Here is a 25,208-nt window from a genome sequence, read left to right as displayed (position 1 = left end):
CGCCCAAAGGGGAAAAGGTCATGTTGTATACATCCAAATGGCGCAAGAGCTTGGGCGGGACTTGTGGGCGGTTCATGCTCATGGTGCTCATTGTGCTGTGCGTAGGTATGGCGAACTCACCGGCGGTCGCCTCGGTGTCGGTCGATCAGTCACCGCTGACCACGCAGCTCACACTGCCACCTAATATCACGCTGCTAGTCGACGACTCCGGTTCGATGAACTGGGATTACATGCCGGACGTTAACTACCTGTGCAATACGGCCAGAAATAATTGGAGTTCTTGTTCGTCATCAGGGTACATGAGCAACAATTACCTGATTGATATCGAACGCAGTTCTTCGCTCAATGGCGCTTACTACAATCCGAACCAGAGCTATGCATTACCAGTGCGCGCTGATGGAAGCTCGTATCCAACGCCGACGTTCCCCATGGGTTACGTCAATCCGTATTCGTCTTTCGCGTCGGCAAATTCATCCTCGGACTCGAGCGCGACGGCGTCCACCGTGGATATCACCGATTACAACAATTACGGCGCGTCTGGATCTGGACTTGAAACACGGATGGGGCCATCCGCTGATAACGGTCTGTTCAATTACTTTACGCAGTTCAGTCAGACAGTGACGAATACGCTCACTGCGGCAGCGACACTGTCATGCCCATCCAATTACACGTATAACACTAGTACGGGCCAGTGTGTTAAGAACAGCAACCACAACTCTACACAATCACCTACGCATACCTGTCCATCGGGTTATTCGTATCAATCTTCGGGGACTTACTCAGGTCAATGCACCGAAGTGGTCACGACGATCAACACAGCGAATTTGTTTACCTATGAGCTGCCGGTAGGCTCAGCCGGTGCGATTACTGGCTATAACTTCTACTACGTGGCGAAGTCTGCCAGTGATTGTGCTATCGCGGAAAATGGCATTGTCGTAACCAGCGGCAACGGCGTGACCGGTAACAATGGTCTTGGAAATAATGCGTCGGGTTTTTCGACGAGCTACGGCAGTACGCCTCCCATTCCAACGACGACTATTTCATCCGTTGCAACGACTGCTCCGACGCCGTCCAGCTGCATCGTGGATCCGACAGTACAGCAGAATGTTGCCGATTGGTTTTCGTACTACCGTACCCGCGTGATGATGGCTAAGGCGGGCATCATGTCTGCCTTCTCGACCCTGAACGGTTCGTTCCGCGTGGGTTTTGCTTCGATCGACAATGGCAATGCAGGTTCGGGCAGTTCCATCTACAACCGCACGGACTACAATGCGCTCACTAATGCGGTCGGGAGTGCCAATACCACCAAAGAAACAGTCGGCTCCTATTTTGTCTATTTGGCCAATGTGGCGCCGTTCAACTACACCGACCCTACCAGTGGAACAACGACCACGGTCAACGGCAATACTCAGAAAGTCAATATGTGGAGTTGGGCTGCTGCGCTTTCACCTGGGGGTGGAACGCCAACGGTATCGGCACTGGCGGCGATTGGACAGTATTACGGCACCGATGCGCCGACTGCCGGTACCGCGAGCGCATGGGCATCCATGGCTAGCGATCCTAACTACTCCAGCAGCAACCAGACCACTTACCTTGGTTGTCGAGCGTCCTACACCATCCTTACCACGGACGGTTTCTGGAACGTATCCTATGGTGGCTCCACGGTAACGACGAATTACGCCAGTAGCAAAGTGTCGCAAACCGGCGCCAATGGTGCGTCGTATTCGTTGGCTGCAAATACACCGCCATTTGCCGAGGGATATGGCACTAATGGTTCCGGCGCTACCGTTTCCACTAGCAACACTCCATCAGAGGTTACGTTGGCGGACGTTGCTGACTATTATTGGGCGACGGACCTGCAGCCTAACGTTACCAACGAAGTGCCCACCAATACGGCGGATCCCGCGTTCTGGCAGCACATGACCACGTTCACGATGGGTCTTGGATTCCCGCCAGTAACGATTACGCCGTCAAGTGCATCGGCCAATAATGCGTCCTCGGTGTTTTCGTGGTCACAGCAAACCACTGGCTCGGCCATCGCCAATTTCAGCTGGGGTGCTGCGGCTTCAAGCAGCGGTGGCATTGAAAATATCGCTGACTTGGCACATGCCGGGGTGAGCGGCCGCGGCGGCTACTACTCGATTACCAATCCCAGCGATTTCCAGGCCGGCTTAACGGATGCGTTGGCACGCGCCGCGCAGCGTCTGGGCAGTGGCGCGAGTCTGGCAGCCAACTCCACGCAATTGACGTCGGGTACGGATGCGTTCCAAGCCACGTATTACACGGGCACATGGATGGGTGACCTCAAAGAATATTCGGTGGACCCCAATACCGGAGCCATTGGGCAAACGCCGGCTTGGGATGCAGCCAGCCTCCTGCCGCCCAATACGGCGACTACGACGGCTACTCCACAAACGGCAGCTAGCCGCGTTATCTATACACATAACGCATCGGATAGTGCGACGTCGGGTTACACCAATTTCGTCGTCAGTTCCACCGGCACACCGCCTGCGCTTTCTTCTACCCAACTTGCGAACCTGGGGAGTACTACCGTAGCCCAGGCCAACATGGTGAATTATCTGCGTGGCGATGCCAGTAATGAACAACGCAAGGGCGGTGCGTATCGCGATCGCACTACCACGGTATTGGGCGATATCGTCGACTCCCAACCCATATACGAAAGTGGTCCAAACGCCAATGAGTTCTATGGGCAGACGTTTTTAGGTTCGTCGTCCTATGCGAACTTTGTCACCAATGAAGCTAATCGTGAAGCAGTGGTGTGGGTGGCTGCCAATGACGGCATGTTGCATGCCTTTGATGCAATCACTGGGCTGGAGGTCTATGCGTATTTGCCTGGCGCTGTGCTCAGCGACACCACCAACCCTATCTCCAACTTGGCCAATTCCAGCTACGGCACCGGGACCACGGTTCCGCATGCCTATTTCAATGATGGCATCCTGACTATTGCCGATGCCTATGACGGCACGAATTGGCATACGGTGCTGGTAGGCACGACGGGACGTGGTACAGCCAAGGCAGTGTACGCACTCGACGTCACCAACCCTCAAAGTGTGTCGTTCCTGTGGGAGCGCTCAGCGGGGGATGGGGTCGACAGCAACAGTCTGTACATCGGCCAGATTACCGGCCAGCCCGTAATCGCTCAGACTGGGAGTGCGGCGGGCGAGTGGTCGGTGTTGGTCGGCAATGGCTACAACAGTCCTAATGGTGCAGCTGCGTTATTGCAATTCAATCTCTTTACGGGTGCGTTGACGGTACACACCACCACGGATACTGGCACCACGAATTACAACGTGACCAGCAACATGAGTACGGATACCACCGCGAACAATTTCACCTTGACGACCTCCACAACGTCGACTACCGGTAATGGCTTGGCCGCTCCCGCGGTTTGGGAAGACTCGGCCACCAATGGAATCAGCACCAAAGCTTGGGCGGGTGACTTGAATGGTGCGGTATGGCAGTTCACGCTCAATAATATCGATAGCAATGGAGGCACCGATGACACCACACCGAGCAGCTCGGGTACGCAGGTGTTCCAGGCCACCGATGCCTCGGGCAACGTGCAGCCGATTACCGGTGGAATGCTGGCAGGTGAAGACCCCAATACTGGCAATGTGTGGTTGTTCTTCGGCACCGGCCGGTACCTGACGTCGACGGATTGGTCAAATCTTGCCGGTCAGACGTGGTATGGCGTGATTGCGGAGAATAATTCCGGTACACCGTTAACGTGTTCCACCGCAACGTCAGGCAGCGGTTGTGGCGTGCGTTCGGCACTGGTGCAGCGCCAGATCATTTACGAACAGGCTGCAACCAGCAGTGAGTCGGCAGCTCGTGTCATCACGACCAGTGACACTGCTACGCCGGTGAATGACACGGCGAGCGGTGGCCAGAATTACCAGGGTTGGTACATCGACCTGCTGGAACCGCAGCCGAATACCTCGGGCCCGGACAGTGGCGATCTGGCGGATCAGCAGGGTGAACGCATCGTTACGCCCAATCAGTTCGAAGGTAATTTGTTGTTGGCTACCACACGTCTTCCGCTGGCGTCCGATCCATGCAATCCGTCGGGCAGCGGTTGGGTCATGGCTGTTTCGCCTTTCTCGGGCACCAATCCGAGTACGGAATTCTTCGATCTGAATGGCGACGGTGTGGTGAACAGCAGCGATACGGTCAATGTGAACGGCAAATCGGAGCCGGCGGGAGGTATCGGTTTCAGCTCATTGCCGAACAATCCCATTTTCACCGGCACGTCGATGATGGTGAGTTTCAACAATGGTTCCAATGGCAGCTTCGCTACCTCTGGTGCGTCGGGTTCTGTGACCCGCGTATCGTGGCGTGAGTTGATCAACCAATAAGGGGAAGGGGTATGACCTTGTTCAACCGAGGATACCGTCTCTCTGCAGCGCCCGGTTCGTACAAGGCGCTGCGGGAAGCAGGCTTTACGCTGATCGAGTTGATGATTGTTTGTGCGGTTATCGCCATTCTCTCGGCGCTGGCGTACCCGTCGTATGTGAGCTACATCGTCAAGACCAATCGCAAGGCGGCGGAGGCATGCTTGAGCGAGTACTCCAATTACATGGAGCGTTATTACACCACCACCCTCAATTACAACTTGACCACGGCGACGTTGCCTCAGTTGGATTGCGCGGCAGCATCACAGACCGGCCAGAACTATGATTATGAGTTGGCTTCTGCCAGTACAGCGGCTTATACGCTGGAAGCCGTACCGATTTCTACGCAGCAGGTGAATAAGGATGCGCAGTGTGGAACGCTGTATCTGGATCAGACAGGTAGCCGCACGACCAGCACAAGCAGCACGACATGCTGGTGACGGAACGGTCTTATTGTCCGTGTTGAAGTGAGGTGCATTTACTCGCTTCAAGTACCCATCGACTACGTCTCCGCCCACATCCGCAGCAGGTTGTGATAGCAGCCACCTAGCTGCACGCGCGAGGCTTCATCGGCGCCCGTGGCAGTGAGTCGTTGGATGCCGCTATCGAGGTCGAATAGGAGGGTGCGCTGGCCTTCGTCGCGCACCATACTTTGCACCCAGAAAAAACAAGCCAGCCGCGCACCACGCGTGACCGGATTCACACGATGCAGGCTGCTGGCGGGGTAGAGCACCATGTCGCCGGCGGGGAGCTTGGCAGTCTGGGTGCCGTAGGTGTCTTCGATCAGTAGCTCTCCGCCGTCGTAGCTTTCGGGAGGGGCGAGAAAGAGCGTGGCGGAAAGATCGGTGCGGATTTTTTCGCCGGTGCCCGGCAGCAGCCGTATTGATCCATCGACATGGCTACCGAAGTGCATGCCGTTCTGGTAGCGGTTGAACATGGGCGGATAGACCCGATTTGGCAGGGCGGCGCTGATGAATAGCGGATGCCGCTCCAGTGCCGTGAGCACCACGTTGCCGAGTTCGATCGCAAGGGGCGAGCCTTCGGCGATCTGCTGGTTCTGTTTGACGTGGAAGCCCTGGTGCCCGGCAGTGACCCGGCCATCCACCCATGGCGCGCTTTCAGCGTCGAGCTGACGGCGAAAGTGCGCCAGTTGGTCGGTGGTGAGCAGGGCAGGTATATGCACCAACATGGGATCGATCCTCGCCGTAACGCACGCTTAGAACTTATAAGTAAAGGTCACCATTTCGGTGCGTCCGATACCCGGTACCGAACGCCCGCCATCTGACTGGATCAGCGCATCGAAATAGTGCTTGTTGGTGAGATTGATCACGTTGAGCCGGATGTCATAGCGGGGTTGATGATAGGCCAGGGTGGCGTCCCAACGCGTGTAGCCGCCGACGCTGACGAGGTCCGTGTTAGCCGCGTAACGCTGCGACATATAAGTCGGGCCGCCGCCGGCTTCCCAATGCTGGGCGAATGTGTAGGTTGTCCAGGTAGTGAAAGTGTGCCGTGGTGTGTTCGCGGGAATATTGCCTTGCGTGCCGTCAAGAGCCTTGATGATTCTGCCGTCCATATAGCTGTAGCCGGAGAAGATCTGCCAGTGCTCGTTGATGTGTCCGGCAGCGCCAAGTTCGGCGCCTCGTACACGGATGTTGCCATCCAGCGTGTATTCGCCGGCCGAAGTCTCGGTACGCGCGTTGGTTTGCTCCAGGTTGTACAGCGCGCCGTTGATGGCGAGCATGTCGCCGAACAAGTTCCACTTGCCGCCTATTTCATAAGAGCGGTTTTTCTCCGGCGCCAGGTCCTGGGTGCCATTCGTTAGGGTAAGTTGTTCGAGCGAGGGATCGAACGACGTACCGTAAGAAACGTAGTACGACTGCGTTTCAGTGGGTTGGTAGATCACACCGCCGCGTACGCTGGTGAAGTACACGGTCTGCTGGGCATATGCCGGCAATGACACCGTATTGCTGATGTGTGCATCGAATTCGTCGCGGCGTACACCAGCCACCACCATCCAGTGGTCGTTGAGCCGGACCGTGTCATTGGCATAAAGCGCCACGGTGTCGGCGACCGATTGCGCATAGTTGCCCTTGGTGGTTTTCACATTGCTCGGGGTTGCTTCCTCGGCAGGATCCAACAAAGAGAGCAGGGGCAGCCCACTGCGCGAATAGCTCTGGTTGTTGTACGTCTCGCGTGCGAGCTCCATGCCTGTAGTCAATGTGTGCTGCAGGCTTCCGGTATCGAACTTGGTTACCAGATCGGTTTGATTGTCGAGAATATGATCGTGAATAACGCGATCATGGCTGGCGAGCTGTACGTACAAATCCTGCAAGGGCAGGTTGGTGGGGTTGCCGGCTGCTTTATTGAGCGTTACACCACTTGCCGTAACGACGCTGTTGGCGGCCGTTTCGCGTGCATCGGTGGTGTATTCGCTGTATTGCAGTTGGTTGCGCAGGCTGACATTGTCCGAAAAGGTGTGCTCGAGACGCGCGTTGAATTCGTTGACGCTTTGGTTGGTGCGGTCATCCGTCAGTCCGTACCAGTTTTTATCATTCACATGCGCAGGATGTCCGTTGACCGGCGGCAGGCCGTAATCAGGCATATCGTGGTTGCGCTGGATCAGGGCTGACAGCGTGATTTGTGTTGGCGTGCCGATGCCGAAGCGTAGTGAGGGCGCGATGCCGCCGTCCTGATTTTTGGTGACGCTGCGTGTGGAATGCATGTCTTGTCCATAGACATTCAGGCGAACGGCAGCCGTATCCGAGAGCGGCTGGTTAAAGTCGGCCGTCGTGCGATAGCGATCGCTGCTGCCTACGGTTGCCGTGATTTGGCCAAAAGACCTCAGCTCAGGCTCTTTGGTGACCTGGTTGATCACGCCACCGGTGGAACCGCGTCCAAATAGCATGGATGATGGGCCTTTGAGCACTTCGACGGCATCCAGGTCGAACACGTCACGGTAGTACTGCCCGGGGTCGCGGAATCCATCCAGGTAAATATCCGTTCGTGCGGTGAAGCCTCGCAGGTTGATGTTGTTCCCGATCTGTCCACCCTCGGCGCCGCCAATGGTGATCCCCGGCACATTGCGCAATGCGTCCTGCAGGGAGGTGGCACCTTGGGCGTCCAACAAATCGCGGTTTACCACGACGATACTTTGTGGGATGTCACGCAAGGAGGTCGGTACTTTGGCGCCTACGGTCGAAATGTCCGATTCGTAGTCATTGCCGACGACGCTGCCAGTCACGTGCACGGACGTCAGTGTCTTGGCCTTGCTCTCCGCGTGAGATTGCGAAGAGGAACTGGCGTCATCGGAGGAGGGGGTCGTTTGAGCACGGGTAACGGCGGGAAGCGTCAGTGCGAGCAAAAGGGCGGTATGTAGCGGGGCGGCACGGAAGTTAGCGGGCATGGCAATGGAGTCGGCAAGTAAAAGGGACACCGAACGAGTGGTTGGCTTGCTTGAGTGCGCCGGGTTTCCCCAGAACGTCCCCATCCCGCTTGCTACCCCACTGTCGCTCAGTAAATGCGAATCGTTTTTATTATCACATGCTGTTAGCCAGTTGTGAAGGGCGCAGCCGTCCATGGGGTGCGCTCGATCGTTTAGCTCCATTCACCGTTATCTGAGCCACAAAAAAGCCCCGCACGTTTTGTGCGGGGCTCTTGAGGTTGTTGCGATGAATGACAGTGGTAAGGCGGCTTACCAGATCTTCACTTGCTTGTCGCCCGAGCGGACCATGGGATCGGTAGGCTTGCACTGGAACGCTTCTGCAAAAGCGGTCATGTTGGAGGGCGCACCAATGGCCCGCAGCGACGCCGGTGCGTGTGGATCGATGTTGAGGGACAACTCCGCTTGCTTCTCGCGGATATTGTTGCGCCACACACGCGCCCAATTGAGGAAGAAGCGCTGATCTTCGGTATAGCCGTCGATCTTTTCGTTGGCCTCGGTCGGGTTCTTCTTCAAGGCTTCCTGCAACGCATCGTAGGCCACGTTCAGGCCGCCCAGATCGGCGATGTTTTCACCCAAAGTCAGCTTGCCGTTGACGTGCAGGTTGGGTTTGTCCTTGATCGGCGCATAAGCGTCGAACTGCTGGACCAGCTTGCCCGTGCGTGCGTCGAACTTCGCCTTGTCCTGCGCGGTCCACCAGTCGGCCTTATTGCCGTCCCCGTCGAACTGGCTGCCCTGGTCGTCGAAGCCGTGGCTGGATTCGTGACCAATCACCGCGCCGATACCACCGTAGTTGATGGCGTCATCACCGTTGGCATAGAAGAACGGTGGTTGCAGGATTGCAGCAGGGAAGTTGATCGTGTTGGTGCTTGGGTCGTAGTACGCATTGACGGTCTGTGGCGTCATGCCCCACTCAGTGCGATCGGTCGGCTTGCCGATATGACCGATATCCCAGTCGTAGTTGAACTTGGCCGAAGCCATGACATCGCCATAGTAGTCACCCGGCTTGATATCCAGCCCATCCCAACTGCGCCAGTGATCCGGATAACCGATCTTGGGCAGGAATTTGTTCCACTTCTCGATTGCCTTTTGCTTGGTGGCGTCACTCATCCAATCCAGATGTTCGATGCGGTTCTTGAGCGCTTCCCTGACATTGGTTACCAGTTCTTCTGCACGCTGCTTTGCTTCCGGAGTGAATTCCTTGGCGACATACAGCTGACCCAATGCTTGGCCCATCGACCCGTTGACCGCACCCAGTACGCGTTTCCAGCGGGGCTTCTGTTCCGGCTGGCCCGAGAGGGTCTTGCCGTAGAAATCGAAGCGGTTGTCCTGGAATGCTGAACTGAGATACGGCGAGGCGTCGTCGATCGCATGGAAGCGCAGATACGCCTGCCATTCGGACATCGGTGCCGTGGCCAGCAGTTTGTCGAACTCGGCGAAGAACTTCGGCTGTGATAACGAAAAGCCCTTGTCGATGGTTACGCCCTGGGCCTTGAAGAAATCCTGCCAGTTGAAATGCGGGGTGACTTTGTCGGCTTCCGCCTCGCTCACGAAGTGATACTGGTGATCGAGATCGCGCATCTCCGTTGGCGTGAACGAAGCCTTCGCCAACGCGGTTTCGAAGGCGAACACCTGATCAGCCTGTTTCTTGGCATCGGCTTCCGACACGCCGACGAGTTCCAGCGACTTGGCGATATAGGCCTTATAAGCGTTACGCAAATCGGCGTATTGCGGCTTGGTGTAGTAATCGGGCGTGGGCAAGCCCAGGCCGGATTGATTGACGAAGCCGATCTGGTTCTTGGCGTCTTTGAAATCGGCGCCGGAGCCGAAAGCGAATACTTGCTGATCGCCATCCGCAAAGCGATCGGTGATGAATTTGGCAACCTCGGCGGGTGTCTTCAGCGCAGCAATCTGCTCCAGCTTCGGTTTGATTGGGTCGAAACCAAGCTTGTTGATCGCGTCTTCATCCATGCCGGCCTGATACAGGTAACCGATCTTTTGCTGGATCGAATCGGGTTTCGCCTGCGCGACATTCTTCGCCGCAGCTTCGACGATCTCATGCTGGGTGTTCAGGCTCTTTTCGGCGAGCTGGTCGAAGGCACCCCAGCGCGTGCGATCGGAGGGAATCGGGTTGGCAGCGATCCACTTGGCATTGACGAAGCCGTTGAAGTCCTGACACGCATTGATCTGGTTATCCAGCTCGCTGACGTCAAAGACGCTGGCGGTGGCGGCCGTAGCCGCAGCGGCAGGTGCGTTGGCGGTTGTGGCGGCCTTGGCTGGGGCAGGTGCCGGGGCCGGCGCCTGGGCTTGCTCCTGTTTACCGCAGGCGGCCAGGGCGAAAGTGACGCTTACCGCGAGCAGTAGCGGCTTCAGATGCTTGTAGGTCATGGATATCCCTCTGGAGATGTCGACAAATCGCCCGCAGGCGCTCCCCGGCCACGGCGATGGTTCCTGCATTACCTATCCGCTCGCGGCCATGACCTTTCAACCTAGGCCAATGGTCATGGTGGACACAGTGTCAAAGGTCAGGGGTAGGGATTGCTTCGTCTCTCGAAACAGGTGGATGTGTCCGCTGCCAGCCGTTTCAGGGCGGGCAAACGGGCGAATCCGCCATTGCGTTATTGGGTGCCGAGATAGGCGAGCTGCGCAGCATTCAGGCGCAACACCGGGTAGTCACCGACACGTTGCGCGGTGTACCAGGGGGAGCGCATGAAGAAAAAGTTCCGCCGAGCATGCGGGCTCGCCGCGAAGGCGGGATCATCACGCAGCTTCTCGTCGAACTCCTGCTTCAGCGCAGGGTCTTGGGCGATCATGTTGCGTGCCAGTTTTTCCAGCACGCGCGGTTCACCGTATTCCTTGGCTTCGAAGATGGCATTGAGATAGCCCCAATGCAGCAGGGAATCCGGCGCCTGCGGTTCAAGCAATTCGATGGCGACGTTGGCCGCGCGTTGATTGAGCGGCACGATGACGGAACCTGCCGGCAGCACCACCTCCACGGGGTGGGGGTGCAGGTCGAAGCTCTGCAGCATCAAGTGACCTTCGAAAGGTTCGCTCGCCCAGCGAGGATGGTCGAGTTGATACGCCTCCGCATCGACTTCCTTTACCGGATGCCCGATACGCCGATAGGCGATGCCATGTGCATCCAGTTTGTCGATCACTGTTTTCCACTCGCCCGGCACGACATACGCAGCCGGTGGAACGATCGACAGATCAGGTTGAAGCGCGTTCCAGTTGTCGATCCGATAAGTGACCGGTTTAGTGGGGTCGTACTGAATCCAGATGTCGTTGGAAATCTCGCTGTGCGTTTGCGTAAACGCATAACCCTTCAGATCGAAGGGCGTCGGCGTGGGATCCAGCTTGAACGTCAGCGGGACCTCTGCCTTGGAATCTTCCGCGCGATCGATGGTATCGGCATCGGCCTTGCGGGTGGCTGCAAGCAGGGCGGCCGGATCCTGCTCGATATCGCCAAGCAATACGCGAATCAAGTCGTAAACGGCATGGACGCGCACGGCGTACGACTTCAGCATGTGGGTCTCGATCAACAATGCGGGGCGATTCTGCAGCGCTGCGTAGCCGGTAGAAAAGCGCGGGCCGGAACCGAAGTTGGCAATGCCTTTGCGAGGGTCGCGACCATCCTTGAACTCAAGATAGATAGAAGCGAGGTGGCCGAGCTTTTCGTAGGCCGGTATCGCCTCGTCATGGATCACATGGTGTTGCCAGGCGGAGATGGCCGGATCGAGCTTGTGTGGATCTTCGGTATACCAGGTCAGGTCGTACTGATAATCGGCGCCATCGGTGGTGTGCACGTCGATCAGGAAATCCGGTAGCCAGCGCTGCCACAGTTTGAGCCAGGCCAGCATTTCCGGCGCGTCGGCCTTGATGTAATCGCGATTGAGGTTGAGGTATTGCGATTGACCGCGAAACCCCATGCGCTCGGGGCCGTTCTGGTTGATGCGGTTGTAGGGCGAGCTGTTTTCGTGGCCGTCCACGTTGAAAACAGGAATGTAAACGAGCACGACATGATCCAGGAGATGCGGGTATTTGCCCGAGACAGTCATGTCACGCAGCAGCATCAGCCCGGCATCCTTGCCCTCGATTTCGCCAGGATGAATGCCCGCCTGCAGCAGCACGATCGGTTTATGCGCGGCACGTGCGGCTTCAGGCGTAAAGCTGCCTTGATTGCTGGCAATGACCACCGTCATCGGCCGGCCTTCGGGCGTGATTCCGAAGGTTTCCACCTTGATCTTTCCCGGCGCCGCATGCTGCAGCTGTTCCAGATAAGCCAGCGTCTGCGTGTAAGTCGGCGTGGTACGGAAATGGGATGCTTCAGCGGGTGTCGTCCAGTCAACGTGGCCGGCAGCGTGTGCAGTCACAGCAAGAGCAGCTAGCACGATGGAAAGCACTGCTCGGCGCATGCTCATACCTGGTTCTCTGGGGATGTCTTCGGCAGGGATGGCATCGCTGGCAAGGTATCGGGCGCGACTGCGCCTCCGGAGATGATGAAAGCCATCGCTTGGTCCATGGTCCAGTCGGTAGGTGTGAGTTCGTCCACCGGTACCACCTCAAGATAGCCACCGGTCGGATTGGGCGTGGTCGGGATATAGACCGCGGCCATCTCGCGACCGCTGCCTTCCTCGATCATGACGCGTGTCACGAAGCCGACGACCTTCATGCCTTTGCGGGGGAAGTCCACCAGCACCACACGCTGGACGCCGCTGGGTTTGTTCTGCAACACGGCCATCAATTTCTTGGTGCCGCCGTAGATGGTTTGCACCAGCGGGATACGCTGCAGCACGGTATCGAAGGCAAGCAGGAGCCGTTGACCGATTACCCGATTGGCAAGAAATCCCAACAGATAGAGCGCGACCAGGGTAAGCAGCAAGGCCAGGACATACGTCAGCCAACTGTGGCTGAGCTGTTGGGCCGCCTGTGGCGAGACCCATCCGAGGGCGCCCATGAAGGCCGCCACCAGCGGGGCGCCGAGGCCGGCCAGAAAGCCAACGATGAATTTAAAGACCAGCCAGGTGACCCATAACGGCATAAAGGTCAGCAGACCGGTGATGAGGTAGCGTTTGAAGCGCAGCGGATGCATGGAATGAAGAGTAGGGGAAGGGGAGGCGCTTTATTGTAGGAGAGCCTTGGAACGGCGGCCTGTGATTTTTTTGGATGTCTTGCGAATCATGGGAGTAAGAAGGAGCCGGCTATGCGCAGACGGGAACGACAGCAAGCTTTCGAAACACTCCTGCGTGAACACCAGGGGATCGTATTCAAGGTGGCATCCGTATATGCCCGCCATCCAGAGGATCGCAGCGACCTGGCACAAGAGATCTGTGTGCAACTTTGGCGATCGTTTTCCCGTTTCGATGCCACGCGGGCGAAGTTTTCCACCTGGATGTATCGGGTGGCGCTCAATGTCGCCATTTCGCAAGTACGACGGATGCCGCATGAGAAAGAGCGATTCGAGCCTTTGGAGCGCTATCTCGAAACCATCGAAGGTGATCCGGGCATGGTGGAACCCGATGAGCGGCTACCTGCGCTACGCCGTTTTATCGATGCATTGGATCCGCTGAATCGGGCGTTGATGCTGCTGTATCTGGAAGATCGCAGTTACGCAGAGATGGCGGACATTCTGGGCATCAGCGAAACCAATGTGGCAACCAAGATCAGCCGCATCAAGCAAATACTCCGCAACCAGATGACCGCCGCAGAACCGGCAGGAGCATAGGCATGGAACTCGACGATATGAAATTGGCATGGCGAGCACTGAACTCCCGGCTGGATCAGCAGCAGGCGCTCCATATCCGCTTATGGAAGGACAACAGGCTACACAGTGTGCGATATGGGCTTCGGCCGCTTTTCTGGGGACAAATGACGCAGCTGGTTTTTGGCGCGTTGGTAACCGTGATGGCGTTATCGTTCTGGGTGCCGCGCATCGGCATCGCGCATCTTGTGGTGCTGGGAGTTCTTGTCCAAGTCTTCGGCATCATGATGATGGTGGCGGCCGGGCGGAATCTCGATTTGATCGGACGGATCGACTATGCCGCCCCCGTGTTGGAGATTCAGCGCCGCATCGCAGCGCTGCGTGCCTGGCGAGTAAAAGTCGAGGCTCCCGCATTTGCCGTGGTGGGCTCTTTTGCCTGGATACCCTTTGCGCTAATGGAAATAGCGCGCAGCGGGATCGATCTCACGACCACCATGCCCAACCTGATGATGTATCTGGTACTTGTCGGCTTTGTATCGCTGGTGTTGGTTGCAAGCGTGTTCTGGCTGGTTTCGCGTTCGCGCTGGCGGCGCCGGTTCGAGAATCATTTGGCTGGCGCCAGCGTACTAAAAGCGGAGGCCATGCTCGATGACATCACCCGTTTCGAACACGAGCTCTCCTAACGCGGGCCGGGTGGGTTGCGAATCAGCGATGTTGCGGTTTCAGGCGTACATAGATCTGTTTTCGTACCACCGCGACGATGTCGCCAGCAGCGGTTTTGATCGGCACTTCAAACCAGCGCAGCACCTTTTCGCCATTCGCCGCTGCCGCACGCAATTCGTCCAGCACATCATGGTTCAATTTGAAATATGCATAGACGTCTTCGCGTCCAGGTGCGATGAAATCAATCGCGCCGGCCTTGTCCCATACGAAGTGATCCTTGCCCAGGTGATGGAGGATCAGCAGCATCCAGAACGGATCGGCCATCGCGAAGAGATTGCCGCCGAACTGGGCGCGCACGTAGTTGCGATTCCATGGACGCAGGCGCAGCACCACACGCACTTCCGTGTAGTCATCGCTCAGGTTCAACACACGGATGCTGTTGAACAGGAACGGTGGCCACAGGTTCATCAGGCGACGAAAGGTCGTTGCGCGCATGACCGGCTCCGAGGGGGATGCACGGAGCTTACCATGCGTACGCGTATGGTCCTGAGTGCCGCGCATCACGCGCGGCACGGTTTGCTGAGGATGCTTAGAAAAGGAGCGATGCCATGCGCCGGCGATAGCGACCGACTAGCTCTGCATCGTCAAGGGTATGGAAGGCAGCGAGCAAACGTTTCTTCGCGTGGCCGTCATTCCAGTCGCGGGCCTTCTCTAGCAGCAGCAGCCAGTGTTCCAGGCCTGCAGCAGGATCGTTGCCCAACAACAGTCTTACGCCGAGCAGATCGTGTGCTTCCCAATCTTGCGGATTGGCCTCAACGCGCTGCTGCAGCACTTCCATGGGCGGCGTACCTTCCAGCGATTGCGCCAGGTCGAGCTGGCTGCGCAGCCGTACGGCGCGGGCATCGGTAGCGAGATTGGCGGGCAGGCTGTTGAGTTCGGCTTCCGCCGCGGCGGCGTGACCGGCTTGAGCCAAGGCAATGGCCAGGTCCAGCTTGAGTTCCGATCGGTCCGGTTGCTCGGCGATTTCCTGTTGCAGGCGGTTGATGGCCTGCTCGGGCGATTCGAAGGTCTCTTCCTCAAGGGCTTCGTCGAGATCGCCTTCGAAGGGTTGCACATGGCGCGACAGGAAGGTCCGCAATTGGCCTTCAGGAAGCGCCCCGGCAAATCCGTCCAAGATCTGGCCGTCTTTCACCAGCATCACCGTGGGAATGCTGCGTATACCAAACACGCCAGCTAATTCCTGGTTTTTGTCGACATCCACCTTGCCGAGCCGGAACGCGCCGTTGTACTCGGCCGCCAGTTTTTCCAGCATCGGTCCCAGTGTTTTGCAGGGGCCGCACCACGTCGCCCAGAAGTCCACCAGTACAGGGGTATTGAGCGAGGCCTGCAATACCTCGGTCTCGAAATTGTCCTGATTCACTTCAAAAATGTGCGGGGAGACGGCGGCGTTCACAGTGGGCTCCGAAAAGGTCAACCCCGCTCAGATCGGGGCATCGCACAGCATATCAATAGAAGAGGGGGATCTCCTTTTATTCACCTTGGGCAGGCTAGGGATGCCCTGAGCTATTCCACGGCCCCTTCAACATGCGAGATGGATCACCATGGTTAGGGGCGCGTCATTTAATTTTGCCGATGACATCCATACTTCAGGGGTCAATATCCTGCCGCGCGTGTGCGCCCTCAAGATTTGCGAGAATGGCGTCATGAATTCTTCACTAGCCAGCACGAAGCACGCGCGAAATGGACTGGCTTCGACGCTGCTGATCTGCGAGCACTGCGACACAGTCTACCGTCGCCGTCCGCTGGCGCCCGGTGAGGTGGCACGTTGCCTGCGCTGTCATGCGGAGCTGGAACGGCATCAGCGCATAGGGCTCAACGCGATGCTGGCGCTGGTGGTGACGGTGATGGTGGTGTTCGTGCAAGCCAATGTGTGGCCGATCATTACGCTCGGACTCAATGGCAAGCAGATTCACAGCACCTTGTGGGGCATCATCTTGATGATGTGGAAAGAGCACTCGCAGATTGTTGCAGTGCTGGCAGCGGGTACGTTGTTTTTCTTTCCCCTGTGCAAAATGCTGATCCTGGGATGGTTGCTGGTGTATGGGCGGCAGGGGAGGCGCGCTCCCGGCTTTGGTCGCTTGATGGTCTTCCTGCATTACATCGCGCCCTGGACCATGAGCGAGGTCTTTGTGCTGGGCGTCTTGGTATCGATCGTCAAGGCACACTTGTATTTCGATGTGACGCCAGACGCCGGTGCATTCGCCTACGCCGCGCTGGCCGTGCTGATCACCATCTTCTCGGGCATCGATCTACGTCAGTTGTGGGAAAAAATCCCTGAGGCTGCGCCATGAGCACGATGCCGAGGGCGCATGAGCTTGGCCTGATTGGCTGCCATGTATGCGGGCTGGTTTGCCGTGATACGCATATCGAGCACGCAGCATGTCCACGTTGTGGCAGTGCGCTACACCGGCGCAAACCGAATAGCTGCGCGCGTACATGGGCATTGCTGATCGCCGCATTCATTTTCTACATACCCGCCAACGTGCTGCCCATCATGCGCACCGTGAGCCTGGGCGATGTGGATGACAATACGATTCTGAGCGGCGTGATCGAGCTGTGGGTCAAGGGTTCTCCCGACCTGGCCGTTATTGTCTTCACGGCCAGCATTGTGGTGCCCATGATGAAATTCCTGGTCATGGGAACCCTGCTGCTCAGCGTGCACCGCGGTACCAACTGGGCACGCAAGCAGCGTTCCAAGCTATATCGGCTGGTGGAATTCATCGGCTATTGGTCCATGCTGGACGTTTTCGTGGTATCGCTGCTGACGGCCTTGGTGCAGTTTGGCTTCTTCAGCGAAGTGGAGCCGCTCCCAGGCGTGGTTTATTTCGGTCTTACCGTGGTGCTCACGATGCTGGCTTCCCTGAGTTTCGACCCCCGCCTGATATGGGACTGCAAGGACGAAGATGACTGACGATAAAAAAACCGGCCTGGAAGGCGATTTGCCCGAACCGGTGGTGAAGCGCCGGCGCGTCGGTGCCTCGTGGATCTGGCTGGTGCCGGTCGTGGCGGCCCTGGTCGGCTTGTCGCTGGTGATCAACGCGTGGATGCAGCAGGGTCCCAAGATCACCATCAGCTTCCAGACCGCGGAAGGACTGGAGCCAGGCAAGACAGTCGTGAAATACAAGGACGTGGTCATCGGCAAGGTGACCAGCATTCGCCTGAGTCCGGATCACAGCAAAGTGGTCGTGAAAGTCGATCTGGAGAAAAGTGCTGCCGAGATTGCAGTGTCGGACAGCCGTTTCTGGGTCGTGCGTCCCCGCATCGGACTGGGCGGCGTGTCCGGCATCGATACTTTGTTGTCGGGATCGTTCATCGGTGTAGACGTCGGCAAATCCACGCAGCCGCAGACCAACTTCGTCGGCCTGGAGAATCCACCCTCCGTCACGCACGATTCGCGCGGCAAGAGTTTCACCTTGCATTCCGGCGACCTGGGATCGCTGGATATCGGCTCTCCAATCTATTTCCGGCGTATACAGGTAGGGCGCGTGGCGTCTTATAAGCTCGACAAGGACGGCAAGGGCGTGTCGGTACGGATTTTCATCGAAAGCCCCTACGATAAATTCGTGACGACCGAATCGCGTTTCTGGAATGCCAGCGGCGTAGACGTTTCGCTAGGTGCCAACGGTCTCAGGCTCAACACGCAATCGCTGGCAACCGTGCTGGCGGGCGGCGTAGCCTTCCTTGATGCTCCCGGGCCACATCCGGAAGCAACGCTGGCGCCTGAAGGCGCCACGTTCACGCTGTTCGATACGCAGGCCAAGGCCATGGCGCCGCCCGATGGCGAGCCGCATTACATCCGCATGCGTTTTGATCAGCCGCTTCGTGGCCTGACGGTGAATGCGCCGGTGGAATTCCAGGGCATCGATTTCGGCGACGTCGTTTCCATCCGCATGGATTACGACGAAAAGACCGGTCATTTCCCGATTTACGTCGGCGCCGTGGTTTATCCGGATCGTCTCGGCAGCGCGCATACCAAGCTGGAGGCCATCGCCAAATCGAAGGGCGATAACGACGACATGTCCCACATGATAGGTACCTTGGTCCAGCAAGGTCTGCGCGCGCAAGCGAAGGTGGGCAACCTGCTCACCGGGCAGTTGTATATCTCGCTCGACATCATGCCGCACGCCGCCAAGGTGGCGTACAACCCTGATGCGCGTCCCTTGGAGATTCCCACCGTGCCGGGCAGCTTCGACAAGCTGCAGGAGCAGCTGGTGGAGATCGTGGACAAGATTCACAAGATTCCATTCGACGCCATCGGCAATAACCTCAATCACACGCTGGCCGACCTGGACAGCACGATCAAGCATGTCAATGGCAACGTGCTTCCGGCATTCCAGGACACTCTCAAGGGAGCCAATCAAACCCTGGGGGCCGCCAACAATGCTTTCTCGGCGGATTCGCCGCTGCAGCAAAACCTCACTACCACCTTGCAGGAGCTGCAACGCATGGCACGGTCGTTGCGCGCGCTGACTGATTACCTCGATGCTCATCCGAGCGCACTGATTCGCGGTCGTGGCAAAGACGTACCGCCACCGGCGGAGGGCGGTGTTCCGTCCAGCCAGCCGCCGCGAGGGAGCAAACCATGACTCGTATGCGACACCTGATGGCGGGCGTGGTCATGACCGCGCTGGCTGCGTGCGCGTCAGCGCCCATTCGCTATTACACCTTGGTCCCTCCGCCTGACGAAGGGCAGTCCGCAGCGCCGGCGGCGAATTTCCAGTTCGAATTGCTGCCGGTCGGCGTGCCTGCGCAGGACGACGTCCCGCAGTTGGTTGTACGGCAAGGTGCCCAGTCCGTGGCCTTGCTGGACGGTGAGCGCTGGATTGCCCCCTTGGCAGACGAACTACGCAGCGCGCTGTCGGTCGATCTGGCGCGCCGGACGCGTGCGCAGGACATTGGCGGTGGCCTGCCTCCCGATGGCAAGCCGGTGGTGCGCATCAAAGTCGATCTGCACCGTTTCGATTCGTCGCCGGGACATTACGCGCGGATTGATGCCACTTGGACCGTCCGCTTGTTGAAGGGGCAGGCCATGCTTACATGTAGCACCCGTGTCACTGAATCCGTAGGGCAGGGCTACAACGGGTTGGTGGCTGGCCACCAGCGGGCTTTGGCGACGCTGGCCGATCACATCGCAGACGTGGCCCCGGCCTTGGCGGAGGGGCGTACGCCCGCATGCCCGGCGGATTGAAGCGCGGGTACGGGCCAATCCAAGCGAACGCTCATTTCTGCTAGTCTGCCGCGTTCAACGCGGCACACGGCTATCCATGCCTGTGCAGCGGCTTACGCATAACGGCGCCGGATCATGCAGGACATTCAAGACCAGGGTTCCCCCAACGATTACAACCCGCAGGCGGTGGAATCCGCCGCGCAGCAGTATTGGAACGCACGACGCGCGTATGAGGTGAAGGAGGACTCCTCCCGGCCAAAGTACTACTGTCTCGCCATGCTGCCGTACCCCTCCGGTGCCTTGCACATGGGGCATGTGCGCAATTACACGATCGCCGATGTCATCAGCCGCTACCAGCGCATGAACGGCAAGAATGTGTTGCAACCGATGGGCTGGGATGCGTTCGGTCTGCCAGCCGAGAACGCTGCGATCAAGAACAAGACTGCGCCGGCCAAGTGGACCTACGCCAACATCGAGCATATGCGTGGCCAGCTTAAGTCGTTGGGCTACGCCATCGACTGGTCACGCGAGTTCGCTACCTGCAAGCCCGAATATTACGTGCACGAGCAGCGCATGTTCGTGCGCCTGATGAAAAAAGGCATCGCCTACCGCAAGAACGCCGTGGTGAACTGGGATCCGGTGGACCAGACTGTGCTCGCCAACGAGCAGGTGATCGACGGCCGCGGTTGGCGCACCGGGGCGCTGGTGGAAAAGCGCGAGATCCCACAGTGGTTCCTCAAGATCACCGACTACGCGCAAGAGTTGCTTGATGGCCTCGACACGCTGTCCGGCTGGCCTGAGGCGGTCAAGACCATGCAGCGCAACTGGATCGGCCGCAGCGAGGGCCTGGAGATCCATTTTGCGGTGGAGGGCGAGGACGAGCCGCTGACGGTGTTCACGACGCGTCCGGACACGCTGATGGGCGTCACCTTCGTTTCCATTGCTGGCGAGCATCCGCTGGCGCTAAAGGCTGCGCAGGGCAATCCACAGCTTGCCGCGTTCCTGGAGGAGCTGCGCAAGGGCGGTGTCTCGGAGGCCGAGCTGGAGACGCAGGAGAAACGGGGCATGCCCACCGGCCTCTTCACCGTTCATCCTGTCACCGGCGAGAAGCTGCCGGTATGGGTCGCCAACTTTGTGCTGATGGGCTATGGCACGGGTGCGGTGATGGCTGTGCCCGGACACGACGAACGCGACTTCGAGTTCGCCAACAAATATCAACTGCCGATCAAGCAGGTTATCGCCGTGGACGGCGGCGAGTACGATCCGGCGCACTGGCAAGAGTGGTACGGCGACAAAAACCGCGCCGACATGCGGGTGATCCATTCCGGTGTGCTCGATGGCAAGCACTACAAGGAAGCCTTCGACACCATCGCCGAGATCCTGGAAAAACAGGGCAAGGGCCAGCGCCGCATCAACTATCGCTTGCGCGACTGGGGCGTGAGCCGCCAGCGCTATTGGGGCTGTCCCATTCCGGTCATTCGTTGCCCGCACTGCGGCGACGTGCCGGTGCCGGAAGATCAGCTGCCTGTGTTGCTGCCGGAAAACGTCGCTTTCTCTGGCGTCCAGTCGCCGATCAAGGCCGACCCGGCATGGCGCAAGACCACGTGTCCTGAGTGCGGGGGCCCGGCTGAGCGCGAGACGGACACCTTCGATACCTTCATGGAGTCGAGCTGGTACGTGGCGCGCTACACCAGTCCCGGCGCAGCGACCATGGTGGACGAGCGCGCCAATTACTGGATGCCGGCCGACCAGTACATTGGCGGCATCGAGCACGCGATCCTGCATCTGTTGTACTTCCGCTTCTATCACAAGCTGATGCGCGACGAAGGAATGGTTAAATCGGACGAGCCGGTCACCAACCTGTTGTGCCAGGGCATGGTGATTGCCGAAACGTTCTACCGCGAAAACGCGGATGGATCGAAGGAATGGATCAATCCTGCCGATGTGGATATTCAGCGCGACGAGAAGGCGCGCGTGACCGGTGCCGTATTGAAGGCCGATGGCCAATCCGTGGTTATCGGCGGTACCGAGAAGATGTCCAAGTCCAAGAACAACGGCGTCGATCCGCAAGCCATGGTGGATAAGTTCGGTGCGGATACCGTGCGACTCTTCTCGATGTTCGCTGCGCCGCCGGAGCAGTCCCTGGAGTGGAATGAAGCCGGCGTGGAAGGCATGGCCCGTTTCCTGCGCCGGTTCTGGCGCGAGGTCGTGACGCACGTCGGCCAGCCGGATCACCCGGAGGTGAATCCGTCGGCGCTCGATGCCGGGCAAAAAGCCTTGCGACGCCAGCTGCACGAAACCATCCAGAAGGTCAGCGATGATCTGGGGCGTCGTCATGCTTTCAATACGGCGATCGCTTCGCTCATGGAGCTGCTCAATGCGGTAAGCAAGTTCACCGATCAAAGTGACCAGGGCAGGGCAGTGCGCCATGAAGTGCTGCAGAGCATGGTGCTTTTGCTGAACCCGGTCGTGCCGCATGTAAGCCATGCGCTGTGGCAGGCGCTGGGGCATCCGCAGAATGTGGTGGATGATCAGCCCTGGCCAAAAGTCGATTCCCAGGCGCTGGTGCGCGACACGCTGACCCTGGCTGTTCAGGTGAATGGCAAGTTGCGCGGTACCATCGAAGTGGCTGCCCAGGCCAGCAAGGAAGAAGCAGAAGCATTGGCACGCGCGAATCCCAACGTGGCCGCTTTCCTGGAAGGACAAGCAATACGCAAGGTCATCGTGGTGCCCGGCAAGATCGTCAACATCGTTGCAGGATGACTTCATGAACCGCATGCTGAAAATCGTCGCGCTGCTGCCCGTGCTCGCCCTTGCGGCATGTGGGTTCCATTTGCGCGGGAGCGCTTCACTGCCGAAGGGAATGGAGCGCGTACACCTCACGGTGGGGGGCGGTGGCGATTTCCAGCGCAAACTGGCGCGTGCGCTGCTGGCCTCGAATGTGATCGTCGAAGACAAGGGCGGTCCGGACATTGCCGAGTTGCATGTGCCTGCGCAGAACTTCAATGTTCAATCGCTAACGGTAAGCGGCTATGCGGAAGTCACCGAGTTTGCCGTGCGCTATCACGTCGTGTTCACCGCCACGGATGCGAATGGCAAGACGATCGTTCCTGCGCAGGAAATCAATCTCCAGCGTGAATACAGCTATGACGCCAACCAGCCGGTGGGAACGCAGTCGCAAGTCGAACAGATCGAGGATAGCCTGATCGACGACGCCATCCAGGCGGTGCTGTTCCGCTTGCAGGCGGTGGCCAAACATGGCGAGACGGCGGCAGCCAAAGCGGTTGGCAACTTGCCGGCTGACGCCAGCACCACGCCGGAACCGCCGCAGTATTCGGCACCATCGATTAACTGAGTCGTATGCCGCTCAATCATGCGCAGTGGCAGAAAGCACTGGCTGCAGACAGCCTGAGCCCCGTCTATCTGCTCGCAGGCGAGGAACTGCTGGTGCTCGAAGCTGCCGATGCCTTGCGCGCGCAAGCGCGCAGGCTGGGTTATAGCGAACGGCAAGTGCTGGATGCCGGCACCCATTTCGATTGGGACGATCTGGCGCGTTCTGCCGCCGGCATGTCTCTGTTCGCGACGCGACGGTTGCTCGATTTGCGATTGCCGAACGGCCGTCCCGGCACGGAGGGAGCCAAAGCGATCACCGAATTTTGTGCCCATCCTCCGCCGGATGTCAGTCTGCTGATTACGGCGGTGGAGTGGAGCAACAAACACGAAGGTGCGTGGACGCGGCAGATCGATAGCGCCGGAACCGTCGTCGTTTTCAACGCACCGCGACCGAATGAGTGGAGTGCCTGGGTTGGTGCGCGCCTGGCTTCGCGTGGCCTATCTGCAACACCCGAGGCCGTCGCTCTGCTGGCCGAACGTGTCGAGGGCAATTTGCTGGCTGCCGCGCAGGAAATCGACAAACTGGCAGTTTTGCATGGAGAGGGGAAAATCACGGCAGCCGAAATGGAACATCTCGTTGCTGACAGTGCGCGCTACGATGCCTTCAAGCTTACGGATGCAGCCTTGGGCGGCGATGGCGCACGCGCCTTGCGCGTTCTGGAGGGGCTGCACGCGGAAGGCGAAGAAATCATTGCATTGATGGGATGGTTGGTGAGTCAGCTACAGCTCGCCATGCGTCTTGCCAACGCACATGATTTCGGCGCACAGGCCCGTGCGGAACGCTTGTGGCCGGCGCGCGAACAGCTCTTTCGCAAAGCATTGCGTCGCGCGCCGCGCGAGCATTGGATGCGGTGTCTGGCGCGTGCGGCACGCATCGATCGTATTGCCAAAGGCCGCGAAGCAGGCGACGCGTGGCTCGAGGCGCAGCGTCTTATTGCAGCCATCGCTGAACCGCGCGCAGCGCAGGCGCTGGTATGAAACCCCTGGCGCTGTTTGGCGGCACGTTCGATCCGATCCACATGGGTCATCTCAGTGTGGCGTGGGAAGCGTCCGAGCTGTTGGATGCTGAAGTCCGCCTGATGCCTGCGAATGTACCGCCACACCGGCCCGCACCCACGGCGACCGCGGCGCAACGTGTGAACATGCTGCGCGCCGCATTGAAAGGTCAAACGCGCCTCTCCCTCGACACGCGTGAGCTGGATCGAAGCGGTCCTTCTTACACGACCGATACCTTGGATGAATTCCGTCGCGAGTTCGGTGACAGATCTCTCGTGTTATTGATGGGCGCGGACGCCTTCGCAGGTTTGCGGAGCTGGCATCGGTGGCGCGACCTGTTCCAGGTTGCGCATATCGGCGTGATCAACCGACCGGGCCTGGAAGCCTGCGTTCCTGTGGAGCTTGAGCGTGCGGTAGCCGCACGTCGTACCGACGATCCAGCGGTTATTCATGCCGAATCTGCCGGTCGGGTGATCGAACTGAGCGTTACACCGCTGGAAATTTCCGCCACGCGCATTCGTGAACTGTTGGCCGCCGGGCGCGATCCGCGTTACCTCTTGCCGGCAGGATTGTTCGATGATCCGGCTTTGTTGGCGCCCTATCGTGGGCTGTCGCCAGCATAACGGCTTCTTGCACTCGCAAAGATGCAATAAGCCGCGATGACAGCAGCGTGTTTCGACGCAGCCATCATCGCGTAACGAGTCACTTGCATCGAGGTGTTCAGCTCACGCGATACGCTACAAACTGCAGTGCGACGGAGTTCATGCAGTAACGTAGTCCTGTCGGCGGCGGACCATCGTCGAATACGTGACCGAGATGGCTATCGCAGCCGGCGCAGCTGATCGCCGTGCGAATCATGCCGAAGCTGGTGTCGCGGCTTTCAATCACGTTCTGCTTGGCGATCGGCTTCCAGAAACTCGGCCAGCCGGTGCCAGAGTCAAACTGCGTCGCGGCATCAAAGAGTGCGGTATTGCAACCGACGCAGCGGTACAGGCCTTTGCTGTTCGGCTTTTCGTGCGGGCCGCTGAATGCTCTTTCCGTTCCAGCCCGGCGCATCACATAGAACGCCTCGTCAGAGAGGCGTTGACGCCATTGCGCGTCAGTCAATACGAGTTTGCGCACATCACAGGGGCCTAGATTGTGCCCGTCATCGTCAGCGAAACATTCCAGCAATAACATCTGCGGTTTCGCCGCGGCCGTGGCGCTCGTCATGACATTACCACTGCCACTGCCACCAAAGATGCGTGCTGCCGACACCCCGCCTACGGCAAGCAAGGTGCCGCCGCCAACGGCTGTAAGGAGGAAACGTCGGCGATCCATGCCGCGATGATCAAACGCCGATGCCATGAGAATCTCCTGTGGATTGAACGAATGCGC

20 protein-coding genes are annotated in these 25,208 nt (G+C 58.6%); 12 read left to right on the top strand and 8 right to left on the bottom strand.

The features are described 5' to 3' along the window. Positions 1-20: 20 nt before the first annotated feature. Positions 21-4,376 carry a pilus assembly protein gene (locus tag AC4HNJ_RS14745; RefSeq protein ID WP_490480347.1) on the top strand — a complete coding sequence of 1,452 codons (4,356 nt, stop codon included), beginning with the start codon at positions 21-23 and terminating at the stop codon, positions 4,374-4,376. 11 nt (positions 4,377-4,387) lie between these two features. Beyond that, on the top strand, positions 4,388-4,852 hold the full coding sequence (locus tag AC4HNJ_RS14740; RefSeq protein WP_490480346.1) for a type IV pilin protein: 465 nt from the start codon (positions 4,388-4,390) through the stop codon (positions 4,850-4,852). Positions 4,853-4,914: 62 nt separating this feature from the next. Here the strand turns inward: AC4HNJ_RS14740 and AC4HNJ_RS14735 are convergent, their stop codons facing one another. From AC4HNJ_RS14735 to AC4HNJ_RS14715, 5 genes are all read right to left on the bottom strand, one after another. Then, a complete protein-coding gene (locus AC4HNJ_RS14735) occupies positions 4,915-5,601 on the bottom strand; it encodes a Fe2+-dependent dioxygenase (protein ID WP_490480345.1) in 687 nt (228 codons plus the stop codon). A 27-nt stretch (positions 5,602-5,628) separates the two neighbouring features. Continuing rightward, positions 5,629-7,845, bottom strand: a complete 2,217-nt coding sequence (locus AC4HNJ_RS14730; protein ID WP_490480344.1) for a TonB-dependent receptor — start codon at positions 7,843-7,845, stop codon at positions 5,629-5,631. Between the two features lie 258 nt (positions 7,846-8,103). Further along, on the bottom strand, positions 8,104-10,239 hold the full coding sequence (locus AC4HNJ_RS14725; protein WP_490480343.1) for a M13 family metallopeptidase: 2,136 nt from the start codon (positions 10,237-10,239) through the stop codon (positions 8,104-8,106). Between the two features lie 230 nt (positions 10,240-10,469). Next, entirely contained in the window at positions 10,470-12,266 is a 1,797-nt protein-coding gene (locus AC4HNJ_RS14720; protein ID WP_490480443.1) for a M14 family metallopeptidase, read from the bottom strand. Between the two features lie 2 nt (positions 12,267-12,268). Next, positions 12,269-12,943: a DUF502 domain-containing protein gene (locus AC4HNJ_RS14715; protein WP_490480342.1), complete on the bottom strand. Its 675-nt coding sequence runs from the start codon at positions 12,941-12,943 to the stop codon at positions 12,269-12,271. Positions 12,944-13,054: 111 nt separating this feature from the next. Here AC4HNJ_RS14715 and AC4HNJ_RS14710 point away from each other — a divergent pair, with 111 nt between their 5' ends. Together AC4HNJ_RS14710 and AC4HNJ_RS14705 are read left to right on the top strand one after the other, a co-directional pair. Continuing rightward, positions 13,055-13,576, top strand: a complete 522-nt coding sequence (locus tag AC4HNJ_RS14710) for an RNA polymerase sigma factor (protein ID WP_490480341.1) — start codon at positions 13,055-13,057, stop codon at positions 13,574-13,576. A gap of 2 nt (positions 13,577-13,578) precedes the next feature. After that, positions 13,579-14,235, top strand: a complete 657-nt coding sequence (locus AC4HNJ_RS14705) for a hypothetical protein (protein ID WP_490480340.1) — start codon at positions 13,579-13,581, stop codon at positions 14,233-14,235. A gap of 22 nt (positions 14,236-14,257) precedes the next feature. Here AC4HNJ_RS14705 and AC4HNJ_RS14700 read toward each other — a convergent pair whose 3' ends face one another. Both AC4HNJ_RS14700 and trxA read right to left on the bottom strand, forming a co-directional pair. After that, complete coding sequence (locus tag AC4HNJ_RS14700; protein WP_490480339.1) at positions 14,258-14,710, bottom strand: DUF4442 domain-containing protein; 453 nt, start codon at positions 14,708-14,710, stop codon at positions 14,258-14,260. A gap of 94 nt (positions 14,711-14,804) precedes the next feature. Further along, on the bottom strand, positions 14,805-15,668 hold the full coding sequence (gene trxA, locus AC4HNJ_RS14695) for a thioredoxin (RefSeq protein WP_490480338.1): 864 nt from the start codon (positions 15,666-15,668) through the stop codon (positions 14,805-14,807). A 250-nt stretch (positions 15,669-15,918) separates the two neighbouring features. Here trxA and AC4HNJ_RS14690 point away from each other — a divergent pair, with 250 nt between their 5' ends. The 8 genes from AC4HNJ_RS14690 (at position 15,919) to nadD (ending at position 24,454) form a co-directional block, all read left to right on the top strand. Further along, positions 15,919-16,566, top strand: a complete 648-nt coding sequence (locus tag AC4HNJ_RS14690) for a paraquat-inducible protein A (protein WP_490480337.1) — start codon at positions 15,919-15,921, stop codon at positions 16,564-16,566. Further along, the gene (locus tag AC4HNJ_RS14685; RefSeq protein WP_490480336.1) at positions 16,563-17,186 is read left to right on the top strand and encodes a paraquat-inducible protein A; all 624 of its coding nucleotides are present in this window, start codon (positions 16,563-16,565) and stop codon (positions 17,184-17,186) included. The genes AC4HNJ_RS14690 and AC4HNJ_RS14685 overlap by 4 nt, the downstream gene beginning before the upstream one ends. After that, on the top strand, positions 17,179-18,861 hold the full coding sequence (locus AC4HNJ_RS14680) for a PqiB family protein (protein WP_490480335.1): 1,683 nt from the start codon (positions 17,179-17,181) through the stop codon (positions 18,859-18,861). Before AC4HNJ_RS14685 ends, AC4HNJ_RS14680 begins: the two co-directional genes overlap by 8 nt. After that, a complete protein-coding gene (locus tag AC4HNJ_RS14675; protein WP_490480334.1) occupies positions 18,858-19,463 on the top strand; it encodes a PqiC family protein in 606 nt (201 codons plus the stop codon). The genes AC4HNJ_RS14680 and AC4HNJ_RS14675 overlap by 4 nt, the downstream gene beginning before the upstream one ends. 114 nt (positions 19,464-19,577) lie before the next feature. Further along, positions 19,578-22,205: a leucine--tRNA ligase gene (leuS, locus tag AC4HNJ_RS14670; RefSeq protein WP_490480333.1), complete on the top strand. Its 2,628-nt coding sequence runs from the start codon at positions 19,578-19,580 to the stop codon at positions 22,203-22,205. A gap of 4 nt (positions 22,206-22,209) precedes the next feature. Next, complete coding sequence (locus tag AC4HNJ_RS14665; RefSeq protein ID WP_490480332.1) at positions 22,210-22,797, top strand: LPS-assembly lipoprotein LptE; 588 nt, start codon at positions 22,210-22,212, stop codon at positions 22,795-22,797. A gap of 5 nt (positions 22,798-22,802) precedes the next feature. Continuing rightward, a complete protein-coding gene (gene holA / locus AC4HNJ_RS14660) occupies positions 22,803-23,813 on the top strand; it encodes a DNA polymerase III subunit delta (protein ID WP_490480331.1) in 1,011 nt (336 codons plus the stop codon). After that, a complete protein-coding gene (gene nadD / locus AC4HNJ_RS14655) occupies positions 23,810-24,454 on the top strand; it encodes a nicotinate-nucleotide adenylyltransferase (RefSeq protein ID WP_490480330.1) in 645 nt (214 codons plus the stop codon). The genes holA and nadD overlap by 4 nt, the downstream gene beginning before the upstream one ends. A 97-nt stretch (positions 24,455-24,551) precedes the next feature. On the opposite strand, the gene msrB is transcribed toward nadD, so the two are convergent. After that, positions 24,552-25,178: a peptide-methionine (R)-S-oxide reductase MsrB gene (msrB, locus tag AC4HNJ_RS14650; RefSeq protein WP_490480329.1), complete on the bottom strand. Its 627-nt coding sequence runs from the start codon at positions 25,176-25,178 to the stop codon at positions 24,552-24,554. Positions 25,179-25,208 lie beyond the last annotated feature (30 nt).

It is taken from the genome of Dyella sp. SYSU CM1112, from assembly GCF_058216415.1.
Note: the sequence above shows the minus strand (reverse complement) of the source record. Positions and strands in the feature narration are given on the sequence as shown.